Here is a 24,732-nt window from a genome sequence, read left to right as displayed (position 1 = left end):
AACGATAAAAGCCAATGGAGAGACGACATGAGACGGGTGGTATTCAATCAGAAAGGTGGTGTTGGCAAGTCCAGTATCACTTGTAATCTGGCGGCCATCAGCGCCTCCAGGGGTAAACGGACGCTGGTGGTGGACCTGGACCCTCAGGGCAACTCGACCCATTACCTGCTGGGGAAGCCGGCGGCAGGGTTGAAAGATACGGTTGCCGACCTGCTTGAGCAGACGGTTGCATTCAGTGTGTTCAATCGCCGGCCAGACGAATTCGTACACGCTTCGTCGTTTGATAACCTGTTTGTGCTGCCTTCAAGCCCGGAACTGGATTTTCTGGAGCGCAAGCTTGAGGCAAAGCACAAGATCTACAAGCTCAGAGAGTTTCTGAAGAAACTGAGTGACAGCTTCGACGAAATTTACATCGACACAGCGCCAGCTCTGAATTTTTACACGCGTTCAGCCTTGATTGCCGCTCAGCGTTGCCTGATTCCATTTGACTGCGATGATTTTTCCCGTCAGGCGCTTTATAACATCCTCCATGAAATCCGCGAGTTGCAGGAGGATCATAATGAAGAGCTTGTGGTTGAAGGGATCATCGCGAACCAGTTCCAGCCGCGGGCAAGTTTACCGCGACAACTGGTCAGAGAGTTGACGGAGGAGGGGTTGCCTGTCTTGCCTGTGCGCCTGTCCAGCTCCGTCAAGATGAAAGAGTCACACCAGAGTCGCCAGCCGTTGATTCATATGGCCCCGAAACACGCCCTCACACGCCAGTATGAGGATCTGTACAGGGTGCTTCATGGTGAGTCGGTTGAGCTGGAGCCTTTGGCCGATTGAAGGGGCGTGTTGGGTGAGCGAGAAGGCGAAGCAGCTTGATCAGGTAACGGATGGTTTGCTGAGGATTGAAATAGAACTCCGGCAGTTGGGGGTCTGGGAGCTTGAGCCGCCCCCTTCGGAAGCTTTTCGGAGTACTCAGCCATTCTGTCTCGATACCATGGAGTTCACGCAGTGGCTGCAGTTTGTCTTTCTGAACCGGATGAAAGTCCTGGTTGAGCGAGGGCATCCCCTGCCCGCGGTGTCGGGTATTGCGCCGATGGCGGAGGAGCATTTCCGGGGGCGGGAAAAAAGCGGGCAGTCCCTGGTCAGGGCGTTGGAGGAGATGGACCGTCTGCTGTCGGCCAAAGGCCGGTAGTTGGCCTGCGCCTGGTTATTCCAGGCGCATGGAGAGGTCAATGGCGCGGAGGTCTTTTGTCAGACTCCCGATCGAAATGTAATCTACGCCGGTTTCAGCAATGGGAACCAGCGTCTGCTGGTTGATTCCGCCCGATGCTTCAAGCCGGGCTCTGCCAGCATTCAGGCGGACGGCTTCCGCCATGTCTGAAAGCGAGAATTCATCCAGCATAATAATGTCTGCCCCCGCTTTGAGGGCCTGATCCAGTTCTTCCAGGGATTCGGTTTCCACCTCAACCGGTTTGCCCGGAGCAACCCGGTGCGCCTCTGCAACGGCATTGGCGATAGAGCCGCAGGCGGCAATGTGATTTTCCTTTATCAGGAACGCATCCCAGAGCCCAAGCCGGTGGTTGTCGCACCCACCGCAGGTTACCGCGTATTTTTGTGCCAGCCTCAGGCCTGGCAGGGTCTTGCGGGTGTCAAGCAATCGGACTTTGGTGTGGGCGACCCGGCTGGCATAGCCGGCGCAGGCCGTTGCGACCCCTGATAGTGTCTGTAGCCAGTTCAGGGCTGCTCGCTCTGCCGTCAGAAGAGAACGCGCAGGGCCTTCCATGCGGAAGATAACTTCATTGGCGGGAATGTCTTCGCCGTCATTGGCGTTCCAGGTCAGCCTGACAGAAGGGTCTACCTGGCGGAACACTTCGTCAACCCAGGCCTTGCCCGCCAGTCGAGCGTTTTCGCGGGTGATAACGCGGCCGCTGGCATGTTTTTCGGCTGGAATCAGCTGGGCCGTGATGTCGCCATCGCCTATGTCCTCCCTCAGACTCTGGGCAACAGATTCGATACGGGCCTGGCGAAGCAGTTCTACTGAGGTCATTGAGTCATCCAGAGGCTGTGAAGTGATGTGGTGAGCAATTCTACTGCCAGGGTGATGGTTTCGCCAAATGCCCTGATTCACGAGAGAATTGTGATGCAGTTCCGGATGACACAAAAGGTGACAAATTCTGACACAAGGTGACGCAGCCTGCGCGTATGATGTAAGCGTAAAAAAGTTTCCGTACCATCTGCTGATTGATTCCGGAGCGTTCCCATGGCAAACGACAACAAGGTTATCCGCCTGGCCAGCCAGAAGCCGGTAAGCCGGTTCTCGTTGCCGGTAGAGCTGGTTCGGCTGCGTGACACCTCCGGTCAGTCCCTGAAAATGGTTCTGGCAAGCTTCTTTGAGCAGGCTGACGACAGTCTGTTCGCGCTTGCCGATCGTGCGGGCTCGAATCAGGATCAGACGGCTTACTTCGATGCCATGCGTGAGCTGCGTCTGCGCCGAAAGGCCATGACCGTGTCGATGTTGCAGTATGTCAGCCAGGCATTCAATGAACTGGGCAAGTTCAGGCCGGCCCGGTCTGGTGGATCTCTTGAGGAAGTGGATCAGGATTCGCTCAGTTTGGTGGACCATGCAGATCTTGAGCAGCAGGTGGCCATCGACAATCTCACCAACCGGTTACGCAATCGCTACCAGGAGCCGGTCCGGATGCTGGCGGCACGGATTCGTCACCTGGTGCCCCAGCTCCGATTAACCGACGATCAGATGCCGTTAAGCCCCGAGGTGATCTGTGGCGCTATCGCAGACGCCTGCACGGATCTGGATATCGACATCCGGGCAAAATTGGTGGTGTTGAAGCTGTTTGAGCGCTTGCTGGTGGATAAGCTCAGTGATTTCTATCAGGCCAGCAACAAGACGCTGATTTCAGCGGGGGTGCTGGTCGACATGAAGCGTCCTCCGACTGGCGACGCTGGCACAGCGAAGAGGCCGCTGGTAACGGGTGGGGGCGTGGAACCGACTGAGCACGAGGGTGGTCCTTCCGGCGTGGAAGGGCGGGATCAGCCCCCGTCAGCAACATTCAGTGAGTTAAGCGCGCTGTTGCACCAGAGGGAAGAGCAAGGAGAGACGGTCGCCCGGTCTGAAGGTCTGGTTCTGGATACAAATCGTCTGATGGCACGGCTTAATGAGCTTCAGGGGACTGCGCAGGCAAGCTCTGGCAGTCAGGACGTGGTTCCGTTGCGCCAGCAGCTTAAACCCCTCCTGAACGGTTCTGAAGGCCAGTCCCTGTCTGTGGCCCAGGTGGATAGCGACGTCATCAATCTGGTATCGATGCTGTTCGATTTCATTCTGGAAGACCGGCAACTGCACCCTGTGATGAAGGCGCTGATTGGCCGGTTGCAGATTCCGGTCCTGAAAGTAGCGCTCAGTGACAAGAACTTTTTTAACCGTGGTGGTCATCCTGTTCGAAAATTGCTGAACGAGCTGGCGCTGGCTGCAATTGGCTGGAGCGAGAAACGTGCCGGCATGAGAGACCCGCTCAGGGATAAGATCGAGGAAGTGGTTGGCAGAGTGCTCTCTGAATACACAGACCGGGTCGATCTGTTTGATGAGCTGTTGCGTGATTTCGGGCATTTCATGGACCTGGATCGCCGGCGTCGGGAGCTGGTGGAACAGCGTCTGAGGGATGCCGAAGAGGGGCGGGCCCGCCAGGAGCGTGCCAGTCTGGCAGCGACAGAGCTTATGCGTGAGCATACGGCGGGCAGGGAGGTTCCTGAGCCGGTCCTTCAGGTCCTCAACGAGCCCTGGACGCGTTATCTGCAGTGGGTTGTGTTGCGGGAAGGGGAAGACAGCGAACGGTGGCAGCATGCCCGGGGCTTATGTGCGCGCCTGGTATGGAGTGTTGATCCCCGGCCGGTCTCTGCTGATACACGTGCTGAACTGCTTAGAACGATTCCTGGCATTGTGGAAGAGTTCCGAAAGGCGCTTCAGGAAATTTCCTGGGACCCCTTTGCAACCGATGCGGCGATTCGTGACCTGGAGCTCGCTCATGTCGACGTTTTCCAGAAACTGGTAACAGCGCCTGTTGTTGACGAGAAAGCGTCTGTCATCGAGCACTTTGAAGTGGTTGATCCCGCTCCGGAACGGCAGGCATCGCCTGAGCCTGCGGAGACCGCTGAAATTAGTGAGCCGGCTGAGCCGGAGGTAATTGATCACGACGTCGCTCAGCCAGATCAGAAGGTCGTCGAACCGGCGTCTGTGGAGGAGTCTGCGACGCAGGCGTCGAGTCCTGATCTGGTCGATTCAGCCTCTGCCGAATGGATGGATAAGGCTGACAGTCTTCGTGTGGGTTCCTGGGTTGAAATGGCCCGCGATGACACTCGGGTGAGGTGCAAGCTGGCGGCTTTTATCCGGGCAACCGGGAAATACATTTTTGTGAACCGGAGCGGAGCAAAAGTGGCTGAGTATCACCGGGATGATCTCGCCCTGGCATTGCAGAAGCGGGACATCACCATGCTGGACGACGGGCTGATCTTCGACCGTGCACTGGAGTCCATTATTGATAACCTCCGGCACAACCGAAAGGACTGATTGACCGGGTTGAGGTTTCCTTTACCCATCATTGAGCTGCGTGGCATCCGGGAGCACTTTGTGATTCAATCCCCGGTATGAATCCCTTGAGCCTGCGGAGCCAAGTTGCCCACTCTTTCTGACAGCCCTTGCCCAAGATTTCCGGCAGACCCCGATGAGGTGTCGGTTTTGAAAACCAGTGGCCGGTTCCCGGGGGCCCGCTGGTGTCCGTCTCCGAATTTTGGTGCCCGCCCGGACGGAGCGCCCATCTCACTTCTGGTGGTTCATAACATCAGCCTGCCGCCAGGCCAGTTTGGCGGGCCTCATATCGAGAATTTTTTCTGTAATCGCCTGGATACCGGGGTGCACCCGTACTTCGAGACGATCGCCGAACTTCAGGTGTCGGCCCATGCTTTGGTGCAAAGAGACGGCACTGTCCTTCAGTTTGTCAGTTGTCTGGATCGGGCCTGGCATGCCGGGCGTTCGAGTTTTCAGGGGCGGGACGAGTGCAATGATTACTCCATCGGTATCGAGTTGGAGGGTACTGATGACCAGCCATATACCGACGCTCAGTACCGGGCGCTTTCCAGGCTCGCGACGCTGGTGATGGCTGCGTGGCCCGATGTGACCGGCGATAGGGTGGCCGGTCACAGTGATATTGCTCCGGGCCGGAAAACCGATCCTGGTCCTGCCTTTAACTGGGGTTACTTCAAGTCGTTGTTGCCTGATTAAGGTGGTCTGAATGTCATTGGTGGTGTTTCTGATTGCCTATGTACTCCGTCGCCGACTGGATCGGAATGATCACTGGTGTGGGGATGCCTTCTGGCGTAGCTGGTTCCATCGCTGGGGTCGTGTTGCCGCTGGCCGGGAAGCGAGCCTCTGGCCAGGGCTTCTGGTGATCGGTTTACCCGCGCTGGTGTTGGCGGGAGTGGAGGTTTTCACGGTAGGTGAGGGAATGCGTTGGGCGCTTTACCCTTTGGAACTTTTGCTGTTGTTGATGTTATTGGGTGCTCCGGGATGGCGAGCGGTTTTGCGTACCTATTCCGATGCCTGGCAGCGTGGTGATATGCAGGCTGCCTGGCATCACATTCAGGAGCGACTGCCGGCAGCCGAGCGGGGCGCCGCGCTCTCTCCGGAATCCATGCACTTGTCCGTTTCCAGGGCTCTGATGATCTCCGTGTTTGAGCGCTTTTTCCTGGTAGTGTTCTGGTATGCCGTTGGTGGTATTGCACTGGCCTTTCTGGCGCGAGGGCTGGTTGCTCTGGCTGGCCAATGGCCACAGATGGCGGCGAGGGCGCGCTTTCGCAAGCTGGCTCAGGTGGTGGAATGGGTGCCTGCTCGTTTGCTGTCTTGTACCTTCGGGATTGCCGGAGACCTGGCAGGCTGGGGGCGGGAAATCCGTAGCGTTTTTCCTGGGGTTGGTAAAGCTACCCCGGATGTTCTTATGATTTCTGCTAATGGCTCGTTGACCGGCTACGCCCTTGATCCGGCGCGTTTCGCTGAGCTGCATCCGGAGGAATGGCCTGCGTTCGGTGGCCGTAGCCTGAGTGCGATCAGGGATTTGCTGAACAGGAGTATGCTGGTCTGGATCTGCGCGTTTGCACTGCTTGTCATTGCAGGCATCCTGTGACGAGCCGAGGGTAGAAGATTACAGAATAACACTAAATAGTGATTAAGTTTCTCTGACAACGGGCGATAATCAAACAAAAGAACAAAGATTCAGTTGTTAGCAGAGAGGGCTCCGTGAACTACCTAATCAATCCGGCCGTGGCGCTGATGAACCGGCTGCCAATGGTCTACAAGTTCAGCCTCATCAGTATTCTTTTTCTGGCCCCGATCATTGTCCTTTCCTGGTTGGTGATCTCCAGCCTTAATCAGTCTGTCCAGACCATGACCCGGGGAATTGAAGGCCTGGCAGAGCTCCGGAAAGTGGAACGCTTGTTGGTTGCAGCCATGGATTACCGGGATTATCAGGCGCCGGGACTCCTCAAAGATGAACAGCCTCTCCTTCATAAAAGTGGTGATGCCGCAAACCGCGTCGAAGTATTACTGGCCGGACTGGCTGAGCCTCGCCGCTCTTTTGACTCTTCGGGTTCGTGGCAGGAGCAGGTTCAGCAGGTTCGGGAAGACTGGAATACGATGAGGGCCAACGATACCTATCAGGGTAATATCGATCCCCAGTTCAAGTACTATCAGGAGTTTGTCCAGAAGGTGATGGCCTTGCTGCCAGCTACCATTGAAATCTCGGGGCTGGGGCAGGATGCGTCGCGAGAGAATCTGTTGTTGCTTGGTCTGGTTCGTTCCGCGCTTCCTGAAGCCCGCACCGCTATCGGTCGCGCCCGATCTTATGGTGTTTTTGCCCTGGTTGAGGGGCAGGTCGGGTATGCATTGAGTGAGACGCTGAATGAAATTTACGATCAACTGACCAATCGAAGCTCTTTGCTCTCCCCGGCACTGATGGTTGCGGCAGAGGCATCTCCCTGGTTCTCCGAAGCTGCGGGGGGCGAGCTGAAGCGCGTCGAGGAAAGTCTCCTGGCGGTTCGGGACGAACTGGATGTCAGTGTGATAACCCCCATGCGCCTGGAGTTGCCCTGGCAGGACTTTGATTCCTCCGCGTCAGCGCAGATGGGGTACTACGACACGCTCAGTGACCGAATCTTTGAGGTTGTGGCAGGTAATCTTGAAGAACGGCTGGATCGCCAGACCGCGCAGAGAACGCTGATTCTTGCGGCGCTCATAGTGGTCATGCTGGTCGTGGTCTATCTGTACGTTGGCTTCTTTATGTCGGTGCGGATCGCCATTAACCGGTTCAGTCAGGCGGCTCGCAACGTGGCGGCGGGTGACATGACCACCCACATTCAGTTGAACAATCGGGATGAACTGGGTGAGTTAACCTCAGAATTCAATAACATGACGGACCGTATTGCCGAGCTTATACGCTCGGTCAGCTCCACCACGGCAGATGTTGATCAGCAGGCGGTGCGCGTTAATGAAACCGCGTCTGCCAACAGCCAGGCTGTTGCTCGGCAGATGGAAGAAACGGGGCAGATCAATGAAGCCATGGGGCAGATGGTGGATGCCGTCAATGAAGTGACCGAAAGCGCACATCGGGTGGCCGACAGTGCAGGTAATGCGGAGAGTGATACCGAGAAAGGGCGGGGTGTTGTTGCCGATACCGTGGCTACGATTAATCGTCTTGCGACGGAAATCGCCGGTGCCGTGGAGGTGATTAACCGGGTCAGTGCCGACAGTGACAACATCAGTCAGGTTTTGGTTGAGATTAAGGCCATTGCTGAACAGACTAATCTGCTGGCACTTAACGCCGCCATTGAAGCTGCCCGGGCGGGTGAGCAGGGGCGGGGCTTTGCTGTGGTGGCGGATGAGGTGCGTTCGCTCGCTCAGCGTACCCACAAGTCCACGGAAGAAATTGAAGGGATGATTTCACGCCTGCAGGGCGGAGTAAAAGAAGCGGTATCGGCCATGACCAGCAGTCACGATGCCACCGAGCAGACGGTCCGTAAGTCCGGGGAGGTCACGGAAGCGCTGGATCGGATCGCAAGGGGGATTTCAGAAATCGTGGACATGAGCCATCAGATTGCCCAGGCGGCAGAAGAGCAGTCTGCGGTAGCGAAGAACGTGAACGTGAACGCCGAGCGGATTGGCGAGCTTGGCCACAGTACGGCAAGTAACGCTGAAGAAACCCTGGCGTCGTCACGTCAGATGTCTGACTTGACCGCATCCCTGCAGCGATTGGTGGAGGCCTTTAAAGTCTGACCAGGCTCCCGTTTGTGAACATCCGGCCTTAGAGGCCGGATTTTTTTTGTTCCCACAGAATTTCCCGGGCACCTTCCCGGCGGGCCAGTACGCGTGCGACAACGAACAGCAGGTCGGACAGGCGGTTAAGGTAGTGCCGGGATGCAGTGTTAATGGAGTCCTCATGGCCCAGGGCAACAACGACCCGTTCCGCTCTCCGGCACACTGCTCGGGCCAGATGACACTGGGCAGCAGCCATGGAGCCGCCCGGAAGGATAAAGTTCTTGAGAGGCGGGAGATCGTTGTTGTGCTGATCCAGTGTCTCTTCCAGCCATTGAATATGGTCCTCGCCGATCACCTGGCTCCCGGGGATGGCGAATTCGCCGCCCAGATCAAAGAGGTGATGCTGAACGCGGCGAAAGGTGTCCGTCAGGGTGTCCTGGTCTGGCAGGGTTTCGAGCAGTAATCCGATGTGGCAGTTCAGTTCGTCAGCCATTCCCATGGCCTCGACGCGCTGAGCATTCTTGGCAATCCGGTTGCCATCCGCCAGGCCGGTAGAGCCGTCATCGCCGGTTCGGGTGTAGATCTTTGAGAGGCGGTTGCCCATCACATGACTCCTGCTGTTGGTAAGGTCTGGTCAGTTGTTTTACCTGTTCGGTGAGCATTTGGTTCACTGGTGTCTTTACGCCAAGGCGTTGGCCCAGGTCCGACAGGTAGCCATTCATGTAGTCGATTTCAGTTGGACGGCCGGCAATCACGTCGGCCCGCATGGATGAGGTGTTTGCCGAGGTGCTGCGAGCGACAGCCTCAATCCGGTGGCGGATGGCCTCAGGAGCTTCCGCGGGCTGCCCGCTGATTTGAGAAATATTGCTGATCTCCCGACACAGAGGGGCAATCCATCGCTGATAGAACGGCTGACTGAGAAGGTCGCCGTTGGCGCAGTCCAGAATGGCCGTGAATGGATTTATTCCGGCGTTGATCACCAGCTTATGCCACAACCGGGCGAGAATATCGGCCTCCGGAGCGATCGCCAGACCACTCCGGGCCAGCCGTTCGACCACGGTCTCCAGGTGACATTCTGCATTTCCGGAGAGTGCGCCAACCCAGGTCTGGCCACGGCCTGCGTGGATCAGCCTGTCCGGAGACGGGCGATTTGCGCCTTCTGTGGTCGATGCTGCGAGTACGGAGCGCTCTGGCCAGTGTTCTGAAACTGCCTGCTGGCTTCCCATGCCGTTCTGAAACAGGACAATGGGAGTGGATTCCGGAATGGATGGCAAGGTGGCCTGCAGGGCTGAGAGCGTATCGCCGGCTTTTGTCGTGACCAGAAGCAGATCAGGGGACTGGCAGGGCGTGAGCCAGGGAACGCTTGTGGGAACAGGCTCGCCGTTCACCGGATGAAAGCGATAACAGGGCGATTCGGCAGATGTTTGGGGGCGGGGCACAAACGCTACCTGCCCGGCAGGTAGCGTTGCTGCCCAGAGCCGGCCAAGGGAGCCGGCGCCAAGGATGGCAATCATGGCCTTACATGGCCTCGATTTCTGCCCGTTGTGAGCTGAGTCGCTGCAGGCTGCCCTGGGCGTCCTTCAGTTTCTCTTTCTCTTTCTCAACCACGTCGGCCGGGGCCTTGGCGGTAAACTTCTCGTTATTCAGTTTGCCTTCGAGGCGACCGATTTCCTTGTTCAGGCGCTCCAGCTCTTTATCCAGGCGCTTGAGTTCGGCCTCCTTGTCGATCAGGCCGGCCATCGGTACCAGCACTTCCATTTCGCCAACCAGCTGGGTGGCGCTCATGGGGGCTTTATCGCCGTCAAACCATTCCAGTTTCTCAAGCTTGGCCAGGGAAATCAGGAACTGGCGATTGTCGTTCAGACGTCGCTGATCCTCGGCATGACCACCTTTCAGCAGAACAGGTACCTGTTTGGCCGGGGAAATATTCATTTCACCCCGGATATTACGCACGGCAATGATAACGCCCTTCAGCCATTCGATATCTGCGGCTACGGCAGCATCCTGCTTGCTTACATCCGGCTGCGGGTAGGGCTGAAGCATGATGCTCTCGCCCTGCTTGCCAGCCAGCGGCGCGATACGCTGCCAGATCTCTTCCGTGATAAACGGCATGATCGGGTGCGCCAGGCGCAGGACTGCTTCCAGAACGCGAACGAGCGTGCGGCGGGTGCCTCGCTTGGCCTCTGCGCTGGCATGATCGTCATTCAGCGCGGGCTTGGACAGTTCCAGGTACCAGTCGCAGTATTCGTTCCAGATGAACTCATAGAGGGCGTGTGCGGCCAGATCAAAGCGATACTGGTCCAGATGGCGGATCACTTCCTGTTCACAGTGCTGAAGTTCGCTGACGATCCAGCGATCGGCCAGAGACAGCGCTACGGGCTCGTCGTTCACGCCGCAATCTTCGCCTTCGGTATTCATCAGGACATAGCGAGCCGCATTCCACAGTTTGTTGCAGAAATTGCGGTAGCCTTCCAGGCGCCTCATGTCCCAGTTGATATCGCGACCAGTGGTCGCCATGGCCGCCAGGGTGAAGCGCAGAGCGTCGGTGCCGTGGGCTGCAATGCCTTCCGGGAATTCTTTCTCGGTGCGTTTGCCGATCTTTTCGGCCAGCTTCGGCTGCATCAGGTTGCCGGTACGTTTTTCCAGCAGGTCCGGCAGGCTGATGCCGTCGATCATGTCCAGCGGGTCGATGACGTTGCCCTTGGATTTGGACATCTTGTCGCCGTGTTCGTCCCGGATCAGGCCGGTTACATACACAGTATGGAAGGGGACCTGTGGGGTGCCGTCTTCGTTTTTCACGAAGTGCATGGTCATCATGATCATCCGGGCTACCCAGAAGAAGATGATGTCGAAACCGGTCACCAGCACGTCGGTGGGGTGGAACGTTTTCAGGCGTTCGGTGATTTCCGGCCAGCCCAGAGTGCCGAAGGTCCACAGGGCTGAGCTGAACCAGGTGTCCAGTACGTCGTCGTCCTGTTTCAGTGACAGATCGTCTGCCAGGTTGTGCTTCTGGCGTACTTCTTCTTCAGTGCGGCCAACGTAGATGTTGCCTTCCGAGTCGTACCAGGCCGGAATCCGGTGCCCCCACCAGAGTTGGCGGGAGATACACCAATCCTGAATGTCGCGCATCCAGGCGAAATACATATTTTCGTACTGTTTGGGTACGAACTGGATACGCCCATCCTCAACCGCTTCAATTGCGGGTTTGGCAAGGGTTTTGGCATCAGCGAACCACTGATCGGTGAGCATCGGCTCGATGATCAGTCCGGAGCGGTCACCCCGGGGAACGTTCAGGACATGATCCTCGATTTTCTCGACCAGGCCTCCGGCCTCCATGTCCGCGACCACCTGTTTGCGGGCGGCTTCCCGGGTCAGGCCGGCATAGGCCGCAGGCAGGGTGCCATCAATCTCGCCGTTCTCGGTGCCGTCGGCGTTAAAGACTTCGGCTACGGTCCGGATGTTGGCATCCTCGGTCATGACGTTGATCATGGGCAGGTGATTGCGTTTGCCCACGGCGTAGTCATTGAAATCGTGGGCGGGGGTGATCTTCACGCAGCCGGAGCCTTTCTCCGGATCGGCGTGGTGGTCGGCCACGATGGGAATGCGGCGGTTTACCAGCGGCAGCAGAACATGCTGGCCGATAAGGTGCTGGTAGCGCTCGTCGTCCGGGTGTACGGCCACGGCGGTATCCCCCAGCAGCGTTTCCGGGCGGGTGGTGGCGACCACCAGATAGTCTTTGCTGTCCTGGGTTTTCTGGCCGTCGGCCAGCGGGTAGCGCAGGTGCCAGAAAAAACCCTTCTCTTCTTTGTTTTCCACTTCCAGATCGGAAATGGCGGTGTGCAGTTTCGGGTCCCAGTTCACCAGCCGCTTGCCGCGATACACCAGGCCATCTTCGTACAGTCGGATAAAAACTTCCTGAACGGCCTTATAAAATCCGTCATCCATGGTGAAGCGTTCGTTGCTCCAGTCCACAGAGTTCCCAAGGCGGCGCATCTGGCGGGTAATCGTGCCACCGGAGTGCTCTTTCCAGTCCCAGATACGCTTGATAAATTCATCCCGGCCCAGGTCGTGGCGGGTTTTGTCTTCTTCAGCCGCCAGTTTGCGCTCAACCACCATCTGAGTGGCGATGCCGGCATGGTCGGTGCCAACGGTCCAGAGTGCATTGCGACCTTGCATCCGTTTGAACCGGGTCAGGGTGTCCATGATGGTGTGCTGGAACGCGTGGCCCATGTGCAGGCTGCCGGTCACGTTGGGTGGCGGGATGGCGATGCTGTAAGAATCGCTTCCTTCTGCCGTTTCAGAACGAGGGCGGAAATAGCCTTTGTTTTCCCAGTTTTCGTACCACTGGCGCTCAATGTTTTCTGGCTGGTAGGTTTTTTCCATGGAATTTTGCAGTGACCGTTTTGGTTGATTCACATAGGGGATTTTGAATTGACCGATTATACATGGTCGCTCTGGTTGCGGCGAACCTCGCTGGGCGCTAGCGCTTTCTCATGTCGTGCACTTTTGCCGTGATTCCCAGTTTTCGCAGTTGGCGGTAGTGCCCCCGGGCCTGATTGAGTATATCTGGGTCATTGTGGGCCACCAGTGCCAGCCGGCGGTATTGGCTGGCATCCGCGGGAAGCGTCGCGGACAGGATGATCACGGTATCCCAGTCTTCGGCGACGGGCGGGTAAAGCAGAATGCCAACCGGGTCGGAGCAGGGGGTGGCCGGATCCCGATCGATGCTGTGGGGGATGAATGCTTCTGGAGTTACGTTCCATAGAAGGTCATCAAGTTCGTTAGCGTGCTCTTCCGTGTCGCAGACAATGCACACCCGGTCACCCTGCTGCCAGGCCTTGTCCACAAGTTTTGCCGTGTGAAGATTGCGGGCAGTGGGCGTGTTCAGGGAAAGGATGTGGAACCAGTAACGCTGGCTCTGGCCAGAGGCACCGGCAGCAGCGCTGCCGGGCTCCGGGGAGGTAGGGGGATTACCCTGCATGGGTCATCAGGTAGTCGACCAGCAGCGGAACGGGGCGGCCGGTGGCACCTTTGGCCTTGCCGGAATTCCAGGCGGTACCGGCGATATCCAGGTGAGCCCAGCGGTAGTCTTTGGCAAAACGGCTCAGGAAGCAGGCCGCGGTTATGGTGCCGGCCGGGCGGCCGCCGATGTTGGCCATGTCGGCAAAGTTGCTGTCGAGCTGGCTCTGGTATTCATCCCAAAGCGGCAGGCGCCAGGCGCGGTCGCCGGTGCGTTCACCAGCGGCCAGCAGTTCATTGGCCAGTTCGTCGTTGTTGGACAGCAGGCCGGTAGCGTGGTTGCCCAGGGCAATGATGCAGGCGCCGGTGAGGGTAGCCATATCGACCACGGCGGCCGGATCGAACTTCTTTACGTAGGTGAGAGCGTCGCACAGGACCAGGCGACCTTCCGCGTCGGTGTTGAGGATCTCAACGGTCATGCCGCTCAGGGTTTTTACAATGTCACCAGGGCGCGAGGCGCCGCCGTCCGGCATATTCTCGGCCGCCGCAATCACGGCAACGACATTGATTCCGGGCTTGGTTTCGGCTAACACTTTCATGGTGCCAAAAACGCTGGCGGAGCCGCCCATGTCGTATTTCATTTCATCCATGCCTTCGCCGGGCTTGAGGCTGATGCCGCCGGTATCGAAGGTAATGCCTTTACCCACCAGTACGTAGGGCTTGTCTTTGGCTTTGCCGCCCCGGTATTCCATGACAATCAGGCGCGGAGGCTGTTTGGAGCCTTTGCCCACGGCCAGGATGGTGTTCATGCCCAGTTTTTCCATCTGCTTTTCATCCAGCACTTCGGTCTGGATGGTGTCGTACTCTTTGGCCATGGCTTTGGCTTGCTCGGCCAGCCAGACCGGATGGCAGATGTTCGGCGGGGTGTTGCCCAGATCTTTGGTGTAGTTCATGCCGCGACCGGTGGCGAGGCCAAGGTTAAAGGCATCTTTGAGCGCTTTTCCGGCTCCAGAGGCCTGAACTACTACTTTTTTCAGCTTTCGGGCGGCCGGCTTCTCACTCTTGAACTGGGTAAAGCTGTAGAGCTGGTCTTCAAGTATCCGGCCGATCAGGTTCAGGCGGGCGGCTTCTGACCCGGTGGCAGGCTCGCCGTCGTAGCTGGTGTCTGCAATTGCAATCACCGCGCTTTTGGACGGGCTGTCCCTGAGGGCGCCGACCATGGCAGTGAGTGCTTTCCGGTAGGAGGCGGCGGTCCGCTCTTTGTCTTTGCCCGTGCCGACAACGATTACCCGCTGCCAGGGCTGGTCGGCCAGCGGCAGGGTATTCACCGAGCCGTTCTTGCCGGTAAGGTCCCCGGCTTTTTCGAGCTGCTTGATCAGCCCTCCCAGAGCGTCGTCCGCCGCTTTGGTGGATTCAGGCCACTCGCCTTTGTCGGGCAGGCCGATGATCAGGCAGTCGGCTTTAGTGGCGTTGATGGCTTTGCTGCTCAGGCTGAAATTCATGGCAACTCCGTTGTCAGATTGTGCTTTACTCGATCAAATCGAAGCATTTTGGCTGTGCCCTTTAGGATTGGGGCAAAGCGTCTATTTATCAAGCCGGGGGCTCCCTTCGTTACGATGGTTTTATCGTGAGGGCTCCGTACTGTCATTCGTCGGCGAGGTTACATAGAATACGCGCTGTTCCCGTTAACCTCCATCTCCAACGACGGCGCCGCCGGAGAGGCTGATTTGAGCATTATCTTCCGTTACCTCATTCGCCAGATCATGGTCAGCATGCTTGCGGTATCCGGCATTCTGCTGCTGGTGTTCATGAGCGGGCGCTTTATCAAGTACCTGGCAGACGCTGCGGAAGGAGAGATCGCGGCGGGTGTTCTGTTTTCCATCATGGGCTACCGGTTCCCGGGGTTTCTTGAACTCATTCTACCGCTTGGGTTGTTCATCGGCATTCTGCTGGCCTACGGCCGCATGTACCTTGAAAGCGAAATGACGGTGCTTTATGCCTGTGGTGTGAGCGAGCGTCAGTTGCTGGGGAAAACGTTGCTGGGGGCCTTGCCGGTTATGTTGGTGGTTGGCGCCATGAGTCTCTATGTGTCGCCCTGGGGCATGAAACAGGTTGAACACATTTTTAACGAGCAACGAAAGGCCACGGAGTTTGAAATGCTTGCTCCGGGCCGGTTTCAGGATTTTACCTCCGGTGACCGGGTGACCTACACCGAGGCCCTGAGTGACGATAAACGCGAGTTACAGGGTGTGTTTATCGCAGAATACGACAAAGACGGGCAGGGGGTGACTCTGATTACCGCTGAATCCGGGTCACAACTGATTGATGAAGAAACCGGTAGCCGGTTTCTGGTTCTTGAGGAGGGCGGTCGATTTCAGGGGGCGCCAGGCCGGCTGGATTACAACGTGACCCGCTTTGAAGCCTATGGTCTGAAAATTGTGGGTGGCCAGGAGGGCAGTAAGGAACTCGAGGAAGGGGTAAGCACGCTGGCGCTCTGGCATTCGGAGGATCCGGAAGATCGTGCGCTGTTGCACTGGCGGATTTCTCTGCCCCTGATCGTGCCGATTGTGACGCTGCTGGCGGTGCGGCTCAGCCGGGTAAATCCGCGGCAAGGCCGGTTTTTTCACCTTCTCCCTGCCATGCTGGTTTACATCACGTATCTGGGGCTGCTGATTGTTGCCCGGGATGCGTTGGCGGATGAGAAAGTCCCCGAGTGGGTTGGCATGCTTTGGGTTCATGCTCTGTTTCTGGCGCTGGGACTCTGGTTGCAGTTTGGTCCGGCCTGGCTGAACCGGCGTCGCCTGGAGAGAGAGGGGCAGCAGCATGCATAAGATCGACGGCTATGTCATGAGAACCGTTGGCGGCGCCATGTTCCTTGTGATGGTGGTGGTGTTGTCCCTGGACGTGATCTTTGCGTTCATCGCTGAGCTGGAGGATACCCGGAACAATTACCAGACCCTGCAGGCGCTCTGGTATGTGGCCCTGACGCTACCCCGGCGCATCTATGATTACCTGCCCCTGGGGGCTTTTATGGGGTGTCTGGTGGGGCTTGGGTCGATGGCCAGTTCCTCGGAGCTGACGGTTATCCGGGCCGCGGGGGTTTCTCTCCGGCGTATTGTCTGGTCTGCCATGAAGCCAGCACTGGTTGTGGTGTTGCTGGGGGTGGCCATTGGTGAATATGTGGCGCCGACGACTGAGCGCATTGCTCAGAGTGACAAGGCGGTAGCCTTGGGAGCCGGGAGCAGCGTCGCCTCGGCTGAAGGGGTCTGGCACCGGGAGGGCAACACCTTTATGCACCTCAACGCGGTTCAGCCCAATGGTGTGCTCCATGGCGTTTCCCTGTTCCGGTTCGACGATGCAAGGCAACTGCAGGTCGCCAGTTTTGCGGAGCGCGCAATCTATCAGGGTGATTACTGGCTGCTTGAGAATGTGACCTCTACCCGTATCGGTGCCGATCGAACGAGCCGGGATATAAGTGCGTCGTTACGATGGGAGACCGGGTTGTCACCCAGTGTGCTGAGTGTGCTGATCGTTAAGCCCGAGAATCTGTCCATGACCGGGCTCTATACCTATGCAGCCTATCTGGGTGAGCAGGGGCTGAGTGCGGCTCAGTACTGGCTGGCGTTCTGGAAGAAGGCGCTGATGCCATTGGGAACGGCAGTGATGGTTCTGGTGGCTATATCGTTTGTGTTCGGCCCGCTCAGATCCGTTACCATGGGGTTTCGGGTATTTACCGGGCTGCTGGTTGGCCTGTTGTTTAAGTACATGCAGGACCTGCTGGGCCCCATGAGTATGGTGTACGGTTTCAACCCGCTGATTGCAGTGTTGGCTCCGATTGTTGTTAACGGGCTGGTCGGAGCCATGCTGATGCGCCGGGCAGGATAGCGCCGGGGTTATTTCTTTTCAGGCTTTGCGACCTGTACCACCACGCTGTTTGAAGCTCTGTCGGTCAGGGACAGGCCGTTGATCGGGTAAAACAGAGCCAGGATGGCCGGAATGCTGAGCAGCATTGTCAGAGCGCCGAGGTAATAGCCTCCGAGGATGCTCAGGAAGACTACGGTGGCGGCCGTTGCGTACCGGATCAGGGCCTGGGTCCAGCTGACGGAGGTGCCGTCCAGGTTTTCAATGCGTACACGCCACACCTGCATCCCCAGCGTTTGTCCAATGCGGGTCCAGAAGTAAGCAAAGAACAGGTAAAGCACGAGGAACAGGACGAAGGTTAATCCCGGGTCTCCTGAGAGCTCGCCCGCTTCGGCCATCTGTTCGTATTGGTCCCAGCCAGTCATCCAGCCGGCAATCATGGTGTAGATCCAGCTGGCGACGAGCAGGACGGCAATACTGATCAGTCCATCGTAAATGATGGCCAGGGCACGTTTCAGGGCCGTGGCGGGTGGAAGCAGTTCCTCGGCGTCATGAAAGCGACGGGGCATGGCATCTCCTGTGAGTTTTCACGTTTTTCATGTTCTCGGCGTGTGCTAGAGTAGCGGATTTGCACACACAAGTAAGTAACCGCATTAAACCGCAGGCCCGGCGCTTCTGTTGGCGGGTTTCTGGCAAGGTGTACAAGGTCGATAAGGTATCAAAGGTCTATGAAAACCGCAGAGTTGCGACAAGCGTTCCTCGAATATTTCCAGAAGCAGGGCCACGCCATTGTGCCCAGCAGTTCACTGGTACCCCACGATGACCCCACTCTGCTGTTTACCAACGCAGGGATGAACCAGTTCAAGGATGTCTTTCTGGGGCGTGAGGAACGGGACTATACACGAGCCACCTCTTCCCAGAAATGCGTGCGGGCTGGCGGTAAGCATAACGACCTCGAAAACGTGGGTTACACCGCCCGCCACCATACGTTCTTCGAAATGCTGGGGAACTTCAGTTTTGGTGATTACTTCAAGCGTGAGGCCATCAATTTTGCCTGGACGTTCCTGACCGGCGATGACTGGCTGAATCTGCCCAAGGACAAACTCTGGGTAACCATTTATGCGGAAGACGACGAGGCGTTCGCTATCTGGAACCAGGAAATCGGCGTCCCGGCGGATCGGATTGTTCGTATCGGCGATAACAAAGGCGGCCGCTACGCCTCTGATAACTTCTGGCAGATGGGGGACACGGGGCCCTGTGGTCCCTGCACCGAAATTTTCTATGACCATGGCCCGGACGTCGCGGGCGGGCCTCCGGGCAGCCCGGATGAAGACGGCGACCGCTACATCGAGATCTGGAACGTGGTGTTCATGCAGTATAACCGCACCGCCGATGGCGAAATGCTCAAACTGCCCAAACCGTCGGTAGACACCGGGATGGGGCTGGAGCGTATTGCAGCGGTTTTGCAGGGTGTTCACAGTAACTACGAGATCGACCTGTTTCAGGATTTGCTGAAAGCCGCGTCGGACATTCTGGGTGGTGTAGAAACCACTGAGGCGTCTCTGCGTGTAGTAGCGGATCATATCCGGTCCTGTGCATTCCTGATTGCTGATGGTGTTATGCCTTCGAATGAGGGACGCGGTTTTGTGCTTCGCCGCATCGTTCGTCGGGCGGCGCGCCACGGTAACAAGCTGGGTGCCTCAGAACCGTTTTTCTACAAGCTGACCGGGGCTCTTGTGGCTCTGATGGGGGATGCTTACCCTCAGTTGGTGAGTAGCCGCAAGCAAATTGAGAAAGTGCTTCTTCAGGAAGAAGAACAGTTCGCCAAAACTCTGGATAAGGGGCTGCGCCTGCTTGAGCAGGATATTGACGGGCTGGAGGGCACTGAGATTCCGGGCAAAACGGTCTTTACGCTCTATGATACCTACGGATTCCCGGTTGACCTGACCAATGACATTGCTCGCGAGCGTGGCCTGACGCTCGATTACGCTGGCTATGAAAAAGCCATGGAAGCCCAGCGTGACCGGGCCCGAGCGGCCAGCAAGTTTGGTATCGACTACAACGCGGCAGGCATCACGATTGAGGGCAAAACCGAGTTTACCGGTTACGACCACATCGATGGCCATGAGCGGATTCGCACGGTTCTGGTTGATGGCGAAGAGCGTCAGGCGGAAGCCGGCGATGAATGTGTGGTGGTTCTTGAGCGTACTCCCTTTTATGCCGAATCCGGTGGCCAGGTTGGTGATACGGGTCTGCTGACCTGGAGTGGTGGCCGCTTTCAGGTGACGGACACCCGTAAGGAAGGCGATAACCATCTGCATGTTGGTACGCTGATTGAGGGGGAACTGTTCCCGGGGCTGGAAGTGGATGCCCGCATCGATCATGCCCGCCGCGAGCGCACCAAACGCAACCATTCGGCTACCCATTTGCTGCACGCTGCCCTGCGCAACATCCTGGGTGAGCATGTTACCCAGAAAGGGTCGCTCGTTGATCCGGACAAACTGCGTTTCGATTTCTCGCATTTTGAGGCTGTCACGGCGGAACAGTTGAAGGAAATTGAGCGTCAGGTAAATGGGCAGATTCTGGAAAATACTCCGGTATCGGTTGATGTCACGGATATGGAGACGGCCAAAGAAAAAGGGGCCATGGCGCTGTTCGGTGAAAAGTACGGCGATGTTGTTCGCGTACTCAGTATGGGAACAGACCGCTACTCCGTTGAACTTTGCGGTGGTACGCATGTGGCTCGCACCGGTGATATAGGGCTGTTCCGAATCACCTCTGAAAGTGGCATTTCTTCCGGGGTTCGCCGGATTGAGGCTGTGACCGGTTTTGGGGCCCTGGAGTGGGTGGATGACACTGAGCGCACATTGCGTGAGACGGCGAAGCTGGTCAAAGGCTCACGGGATTCTGTGGTCGAGAAAGTAAAACAGGCTCTGGAACGGAACCGTCAGCTCGAAAAAGACGTCGATGTATTAAAGGCAAAGCTTGCCAGTTCTGCTGGCACTGATCTTGCCGGCTCAGCTGTTGACGTTGCCGGTTTGAAAGTGGTTGCTGCCGAACTGGAAGGTGCGGACAAAAAAGCGCTGATGGAAACCGCCGACCAACTCAAGAACAAGTTGGGTGAAGGTGTGGTAGTGCTGGCGACTGTGGAAGATGGAAAAGTGGTTCTTGTGGCTGGTGTGACCAAATCCGCGACCAGCCGGATCAAGGCCGGCGACTTGATGAAGCACCTCGCCGCTCAGGTTGATGGTAAGGGCGGTGGTCGCCCTGATATGGCGCAGGGCGGTGGTAATGATCCGTCGAGGTTGGCTGATGCTCTTGCAGGGGTACCTGCCTGGGTGGGGCAAAATCTCGGGTAAACAGCTGTTTTCTGTTGCGGGCGGAGGTTTATAATCCCGCCCGTTTTGTTTTTGATGGCGGGGTTTCCCCGTCGCGACACCCCGTTTCGGAGTTTGGGAAAACATGGCTCTGCTGGTTCAGAAATTTGGTGGTACGTCCGTCGGTACAACCGAGCGGATAGAGGCGGTGGCCGACAAGGTTTGTCGGTTCCGGGAGGATGGGCACGAAGTGGTGGTTGTGGTCTCTGCGATGAGCGGAGAGACGAACCGTCTGATCGCCCTGGCCAACGACATTATGGATGAGCCTGTACCCCGGGAAATGGATGTGCTGGTGTCCACGGGTGAGCAGGTCACAATCGCTCTGTTGTCCATGGCACTTCAGAAACGGGGTTGTGATGCCCGTTCCTATACAGGCTCCCAGGTCAGAATTCTGACAGACAGCAGCCACACCAAAGCCCGGATCAGGCAGATTGACGAGCAGCGCATGCGGGAAGACCTGGATGCAGGGCGCGTTGTGGTTGTCGCTGGCTTTCAGGGAATGGATGACAAGGGCAATATCACGACGCTGGGTCGTGGTGGTTCCGACACAACGGCAGTAGCGCTGGCGGCGGCTTTGAAAGCAGATGAATGCCAGATCTACACCGATGTTGATGGTGTTTATACAACGGATCCTCGGGTGGTAGACAGTGCCCGCAGGTTGCAGCGTATTACGTTTGAAGAAATGCTCGAAATGGCCAGTCTGGGTTCTAAAGTGCTTCAGATTCGCGCCGTTGAATTTGCAGGTAAATACAACGTTCCCTTAAGGGTGCTGTCCAGCTTTCAGGAAGGTGAGGGCACTCTGATTACTTTTGAGGATGAGAACGCCATGGAACAACCGGTTGTTTCCGGCATTGCTTTTAATCGCGACGAAGCCAAACTGACGATCTCTGGCGTGCCTGACACGCCGGGTAACGCCCTGCGGATCCTCAAACCGGTGAGCGATGCTAATATTGAAGTAGATATGATTGTGCAGAACGTGGGTGAGGACAACAAAACCGCCTTCACGTTTACCGTGCATCGCAACGATTTCAAGCGGGCGCAGGATGTTCTTCTGGGCATCGCGGCTGATTTGGGGGCGGGCAAAGTCGGAGGCGACTCCAAAATTGCCAAAGTCAGTATCGTTGGTGTTGGGATGCGTTCTCACGCGGGCGTTGCAACCAAAATGTTTGAAGCGCTGTCTAATGAGGGTATCAATATTCAGATGATCTCCACGTCTGAAATCAAGATTTCCGTGGTGATCGATGAGAAGTATCTCGAGTTGGCCGTTCGTGCACTGCACAGTGTGTTTGAGCTGGACAACGCCGGGGTGGAGGAGGGCGCCTGAGGCTGGAAGTCTCAGCGTGCTCCCTGATTAAGATCATTAAAGATAACTATCAGGATGCTGGTCTGTGTAAGTGTTTCTGCGTCTTTAGTGTCTGAAGTGATCTCATTATAAAAGCAATAAGTACACTTTAGTGTCCGTCGGAACAGGTAGCTCTGCTATAGGGAGTAAGGGATATGTTAATTTTGACTCGCCGTGTTGGCGAAACCCTGATGATCGGAGACGAGATCACCGTCACCGTTCTGGGGGTAAAGGGGAATCAGGTACGCATCGGTGTAAACGCGCCAAAAGATGTGGCGGTTCACCGGGAAGAAATCTATCAACGAATCCAGTCTGAAAAAGACTCGGATGAGCCGGAACCGGGCAATCGTTGATCAATAAAAAGCCGTTCGAGGGTGACCCGGGCGGCTTTTTTCATATAAGGGAAAATCGATTAGAAAAAATTTGTGTCAACCCTATGAAAACAGAAAAATTATGGTAGTATACGCCCCGTTCTCAAGGAGAGGTGGGTGAGTGGCTGAAACCAGTTCCCTGCTAAGGAACCGTACGAGCAATCGTACCGAGGGTTCGAATCCCTCCCTCTCCGCCATTTTCTTCAAGGAGAAAAGCGGGAACCGTTGAGGTAGCACTCAACATTGCGATGCGCGGCTGTAGCTCAGCTGGATAGAGTACCTGGCTACGAACCAGGCGGTCGGAGGTTCGAATCCTCCCAGCCGCGCCATTATCGCAAACCAAGTTTTAAGCGGCTGTAGCTCAGCTGGATAGAGTACCTGGCTACGAACCAGGCGGTCGGAGGTTCGAATCCTCCCAGCCGCGCCATATCAAACAAAAAACCTCGCCCCGTGCGGGGTTTTTTGTTTTTAGCTCCGATGTTTACGAAGCCGGTACGGAAGTTCCCGAAATCGCCCTGGCTGTCCGTACATACCCTCACCATTGCTCCTCGAGTTTATTGATCATCGTCAAGTCCCGGCGTGCTGGCCTCTCTAGAATCAATGTCGCCACCTAACTAATTAACGTCAGCGATATTGGCTGGAGACACTATGGATACCATCCGCCGGGCCTTATTGGGGCAGATAGCCAAACTCACGGCCGGAGCGGCGCTTGTGCCTTTGAGCAGCGTTGCGTCGGCAGGCATGAATGATCAGCCACCCCGACGGGAAGGCGATCCGGAAAAGCGGTACGGCATGCTCATTGATCTCAGGGCCTGCATCGGCTGCCAGGCCTGTACGGTCTCCTGCCATATTGAAAACGAAGCGCCCCTTGGAAGTTTTCGTACCATTGTTTCCCAGTACGAAGTGGCGCACGAAGACACCGGTGATGTTGCCACATTCATGCTGCCCCGATTGTGTAACCACTGCGACAACCCTCCTTGTGTGCCGGTTTGCCCGGTTCAGGCGACGTTCCAGCGTGAAGACGGGATTGTGGTGGTTAACAACGAAGCCTGTGTCGGGTGCGCGTACTGTGTGCAGGCGTGCCCATACGATGCACGGTTTATCAACGAGCAGACCCAGACCGCCGACAAGTGCACTTTTTGCGCCCATCGTCTGGATGTCGGGTTGTTGCCAGCCTGCGTTGAGTCCTGTGTGGGTGGGGCGAGAATCATTGGTGACCTGCGCGACCCGAACAGCCAGATCAGCCGCATGATAGATGAGCATCGTCAGGAGTTAATGGTGCTCAAGCCCGAGATGGGGACGGCCCCCCATGTGTTCTATCTGGGTATGGATGAACGTTTTGTGTCGCGTCCGGATGCCCGGCCGGCAATCTGGGATGTACGCGACCAGAAGGGTGAGGAGGTGGGTTATGAGTTCGGAAGTCATTGAGATTCTCACGCCACGTTACGGCATCGCCTGGTATCCGTGGGCGGTACAGTATTTCTTCATGATAGCCATTTCCTATTCGGCTCTTTTGCTGACCGTTCCGGGCTTATTGATGGGCAAGCGACAATACCAGGCGTTGGCCCGGGTTGCCTTGCTGGTTACCGTCAGTTGTACCCTGGTGGGGCCGGTGGCTTTGCTGGCAGACCTGCATCAACCGCTCAGATTCTGGCACTTTTACGCCAATCTGACCCCCTGGTCCTGGATGTGGCTGGGCAGTTTGCTATTGCCGCTTTACCTGATTCTTGTCGTTGCCTACGCGTGGCTGGCATGGCGCCCGGCCATGCAGTTGCAGGCGCAAGGAGATGGCTGGATTGCCCGGCTCTCTGGCTGGATCTCTCTGGGGGCATGGCAGGCGCCCCGGTGGATGCTGGTGATGTGCGGATTGGGCGCGCTGCTGATGTCGTTCGGCATCATGTTGTACACCGGTGCGGAAGTCGCCATCGTGAAGGCCCGCCCCCTCTGGAACACCTATTGGTTGCCGGTAATGTTTGTTCTGACGGGAATCGTGGCGGCGGCTGGCCTGGTGATGGTTATTAACCGTTTGATGACCGGCAATGACGAAGAGGTGAACGCCCAGAGCCTGAAAGTGGTGTTCAGCACGATGGTTCTCGCTGCTCTTGTGGCTGCGCTCTGGGTGGCTGAGGGGCTTACCGGGTTCAGTGCGTCGGTAGAGCAGGCATTCGCCTCATTGCAGGGCAATCCGGAATGGCGGGCCGTGGCGATCTACGGTTTGCTGGTCGGCGTGGTGTTGACGCTCACGGTGGTACTTATGCTGCGCCAGCATCGGTATCTCCGGCACGCCTGGATAGCGGGCTTGCTGGCGGTTCATATTGGCTGGACATTCCGCTGGATGGTCCTGATGGAAGTGCAAACTGTGGCCAAGAACACCGCTGGGTATTATCAGTATGTTCTGGAGATGGGCTCCAGTGGTTTGCTCGGGATTCTGGGAACCTTCGGCCTGTGGCTGGCGGCCTTGTTGATCATCGATATTCTGGTGCCCTGGAAGCGCGACTTCCAGGCGGGCACCCACTGATT

At 57.0% G+C, this 24,732-nt stretch carries 20 protein-coding genes and 3 tRNA genes; 16 read left to right on the top strand and 7 right to left on the bottom strand.

The features are described 5' to 3' along the window. Nucleotides 1-27: 27 nt before the first annotated feature. Together K325_RS0116615 and K325_RS0116610 are read left to right on the top strand one after the other, a co-directional pair. Nucleotides 28-825 carry a ParA family protein gene (locus K325_RS0116615; RefSeq protein WP_029655384.1) on the top strand — a complete coding sequence of 266 codons (798 nt, stop codon included), beginning with the start codon at nt 28-30 and terminating at the stop codon, nt 823-825. Nucleotides 826-838: 13 nt separating this feature from the next. Then, a complete protein-coding gene (locus K325_RS0116610; RefSeq protein ID WP_029655383.1) occupies nt 839-1,180 on the top strand; it encodes a YqcC family protein in 342 nt (113 codons plus the stop codon). Between the two features lie 15 nt (nt 1,181-1,195). Here K325_RS0116610 and nadC read toward each other — a convergent pair whose 3' ends face one another. Further along, nucleotides 1,196-2,035 (bottom strand): carboxylating nicotinate-nucleotide diphosphorylase, encoded by an 840-nt coding sequence (gene nadC / locus K325_RS0116605; RefSeq protein WP_029655382.1) that lies wholly within the window; start codon nt 2,033-2,035, stop codon nt 1,196-1,198. Nucleotides 2,036-2,248: 213 nt separating this feature from the next. On the opposite strand from nadC, the gene K325_RS0116600 reads away from it, so the two are divergent. From K325_RS0116600 to K325_RS0116585, 4 genes are all read left to right on the top strand, one after another. Continuing rightward, on the top strand, nt 2,249-4,567 hold the full coding sequence (locus K325_RS0116600) for a DUF1631 domain-containing protein (protein ID WP_029655381.1): 2,319 nt from the start codon (nt 2,249-2,251) through the stop codon (nt 4,565-4,567). A 159-nt stretch (nt 4,568-4,726) separates the two neighbouring features. Next, on the top strand, nt 4,727-5,278 hold the full coding sequence (gene ampD / locus K325_RS0116595) for a 1,6-anhydro-N-acetylmuramyl-L-alanine amidase AmpD (RefSeq protein ID WP_029655380.1): 552 nt from the start codon (nt 4,727-4,729) through the stop codon (nt 5,276-5,278). A 10-nt stretch (nt 5,279-5,288) separates the two neighbouring features. Further along, the gene (locus K325_RS0116590; protein WP_029655379.1) at nt 5,289-6,176 is read left to right on the top strand and encodes a regulatory signaling modulator protein AmpE; all 888 of its coding nucleotides are present in this window, start codon (nt 5,289-5,291) and stop codon (nt 6,174-6,176) included. 113 nt (nt 6,177-6,289) lie between these two features. Beyond that, the gene (locus K325_RS0116585) at nt 6,290-8,320 is read left to right on the top strand and encodes a methyl-accepting chemotaxis protein (RefSeq protein WP_029655378.1); all 2,031 of its coding nucleotides are present in this window, start codon (nt 6,290-6,292) and stop codon (nt 8,318-8,320) included. 28 nt (nt 8,321-8,348) lie between these two features. Here the strand turns inward: K325_RS0116585 and K325_RS0116580 are convergent, their stop codons facing one another. From K325_RS0116580 to K325_RS0116560, 5 genes are all read right to left on the bottom strand, one after another. After that, nucleotides 8,349-8,906: a cob(I)yrinic acid a,c-diamide adenosyltransferase gene (locus K325_RS0116580; protein WP_029655377.1), complete on the bottom strand. Its 558-nt coding sequence runs from the start codon at nt 8,904-8,906 to the stop codon at nt 8,349-8,351. Continuing rightward, nucleotides 8,863-9,816: a ketopantoate reductase family protein gene (locus K325_RS0116575; RefSeq protein ID WP_051146692.1), complete on the bottom strand. Its 954-nt coding sequence runs from the start codon at nt 9,814-9,816 to the stop codon at nt 8,863-8,865. The genes K325_RS0116580 and K325_RS0116575 overlap by 44 nt, the downstream gene beginning before the upstream one ends. Before the next feature lie 4 nt (nt 9,817-9,820). Next, nucleotides 9,821-12,685: a valine--tRNA ligase gene (locus K325_RS0116570; protein ID WP_029655375.1), complete on the bottom strand. Its 2,865-nt coding sequence runs from the start codon at nt 12,683-12,685 to the stop codon at nt 9,821-9,823. 97 nt (nt 12,686-12,782) lie between these two features. Further along, nucleotides 12,783-13,283, bottom strand: coding sequence for a DNA polymerase III subunit chi (locus tag K325_RS0116565; RefSeq protein WP_029655374.1), 501 nt, complete (start codon nt 13,281-13,283; stop codon nt 12,783-12,785). Then, a complete protein-coding gene (locus tag K325_RS0116560) occupies nt 13,273-14,763 on the bottom strand; it encodes a leucyl aminopeptidase (RefSeq protein WP_029655373.1) in 1,491 nt (496 codons plus the stop codon). The genes K325_RS0116565 and K325_RS0116560 overlap by 11 nt, the downstream gene beginning before the upstream one ends. A 225-nt stretch (nt 14,764-14,988) precedes the next feature. Between K325_RS0116560 and lptF the strand changes: the two genes are divergently transcribed. Beyond that, nucleotides 14,989-16,092, top strand: a complete 1,104-nt coding sequence (gene lptF / locus K325_RS0116555; RefSeq protein ID WP_029655372.1) for an LPS export ABC transporter permease LptF — start codon at nt 14,989-14,991, stop codon at nt 16,090-16,092. Continuing rightward, entirely contained in the window at nt 16,085-17,146 is a 1,062-nt protein-coding gene (gene lptG, locus K325_RS0116550) for an LPS export ABC transporter permease LptG (protein WP_029655371.1), read from the top strand. Before lptF ends, lptG begins: the two co-directional genes overlap by 8 nt. Before the next feature lie 8 nt (nt 17,147-17,154). Here the strand turns inward: lptG and K325_RS0116545 are convergent, their stop codons facing one another. After that, complete coding sequence (locus tag K325_RS0116545) at nt 17,155-17,691, bottom strand: RDD family protein (RefSeq protein ID WP_029655370.1); 537 nt, start codon at nt 17,689-17,691, stop codon at nt 17,155-17,157. Nucleotides 17,692-17,850: 159 nt separating this feature from the next. On the opposite strand from K325_RS0116545, the gene alaS reads away from it, so the two are divergent. The 8 genes from alaS to nrfD all read left to right on the top strand — a co-directional run bounded on the left by alaS (nt 17,851) and on the right by nrfD (nt 24,730). After that, nucleotides 17,851-20,481 carry an alanine--tRNA ligase gene (gene alaS, locus K325_RS0116540; RefSeq protein WP_029655369.1) on the top strand — a complete coding sequence of 877 codons (2,631 nt, stop codon included), beginning with the start codon at nt 17,851-17,853 and terminating at the stop codon, nt 20,479-20,481. 103 nt (nt 20,482-20,584) lie between these two features. Beyond that, complete coding sequence (locus K325_RS0116535) at nt 20,585-21,823, top strand: aspartate kinase (RefSeq protein WP_029655368.1); 1,239 nt, start codon at nt 20,585-20,587, stop codon at nt 21,821-21,823. Nucleotides 21,824-21,996: 173 nt separating this feature from the next. After that, nucleotides 21,997-22,194 carry a carbon storage regulator CsrA gene (csrA, locus tag K325_RS0116530; RefSeq protein WP_029655367.1) on the top strand — a complete coding sequence of 66 codons (198 nt, stop codon included), beginning with the start codon at nt 21,997-21,999 and terminating at the stop codon, nt 22,192-22,194. 125 nt (nt 22,195-22,319) lie between these two features. Next, nucleotides 22,320-22,409, top strand: a tRNA-Ser gene (locus K325_RS0116525). Nucleotides 22,410-22,464: 55 nt separating this feature from the next. Beyond that, nucleotides 22,465-22,541, top strand: a tRNA-Arg gene (locus K325_RS0116520). 21 nt (nt 22,542-22,562) lie between these two features. Continuing rightward, a tRNA-Arg gene (locus K325_RS0116515) sits at nt 22,563-22,639 on the top strand. Between the two features lie 221 nt (nt 22,640-22,860). Next, complete coding sequence (gene dsrO, locus K325_RS0116510; protein WP_029655366.1) at nt 22,861-23,640, top strand: sulfate reduction electron transfer complex DsrMKJOP subunit DsrO; 780 nt, start codon at nt 22,861-22,863, stop codon at nt 23,638-23,640. Next, nucleotides 23,621-24,730 (top strand): NrfD/PsrC family molybdoenzyme membrane anchor subunit, encoded by a 1,110-nt coding sequence (gene nrfD / locus K325_RS0116505; RefSeq protein WP_036193737.1) that lies wholly within the window; start codon nt 23,621-23,623, stop codon nt 24,728-24,730. Before dsrO ends, nrfD begins: the two co-directional genes overlap by 20 nt. Nucleotides 24,731-24,732 lie beyond the last annotated feature (2 nt).

Source organism: Marinobacter daepoensis DSM 16072 (assembly GCF_000421165.1).
In the GTDB taxonomy this organism is placed as follows: domain Bacteria; phylum Pseudomonadota; class Gammaproteobacteria; order Pseudomonadales; family Oleiphilaceae; genus Marinobacter; species Marinobacter daepoensis.
This window is presented reverse-complemented; position numbering and strand designations above follow the sequence as displayed.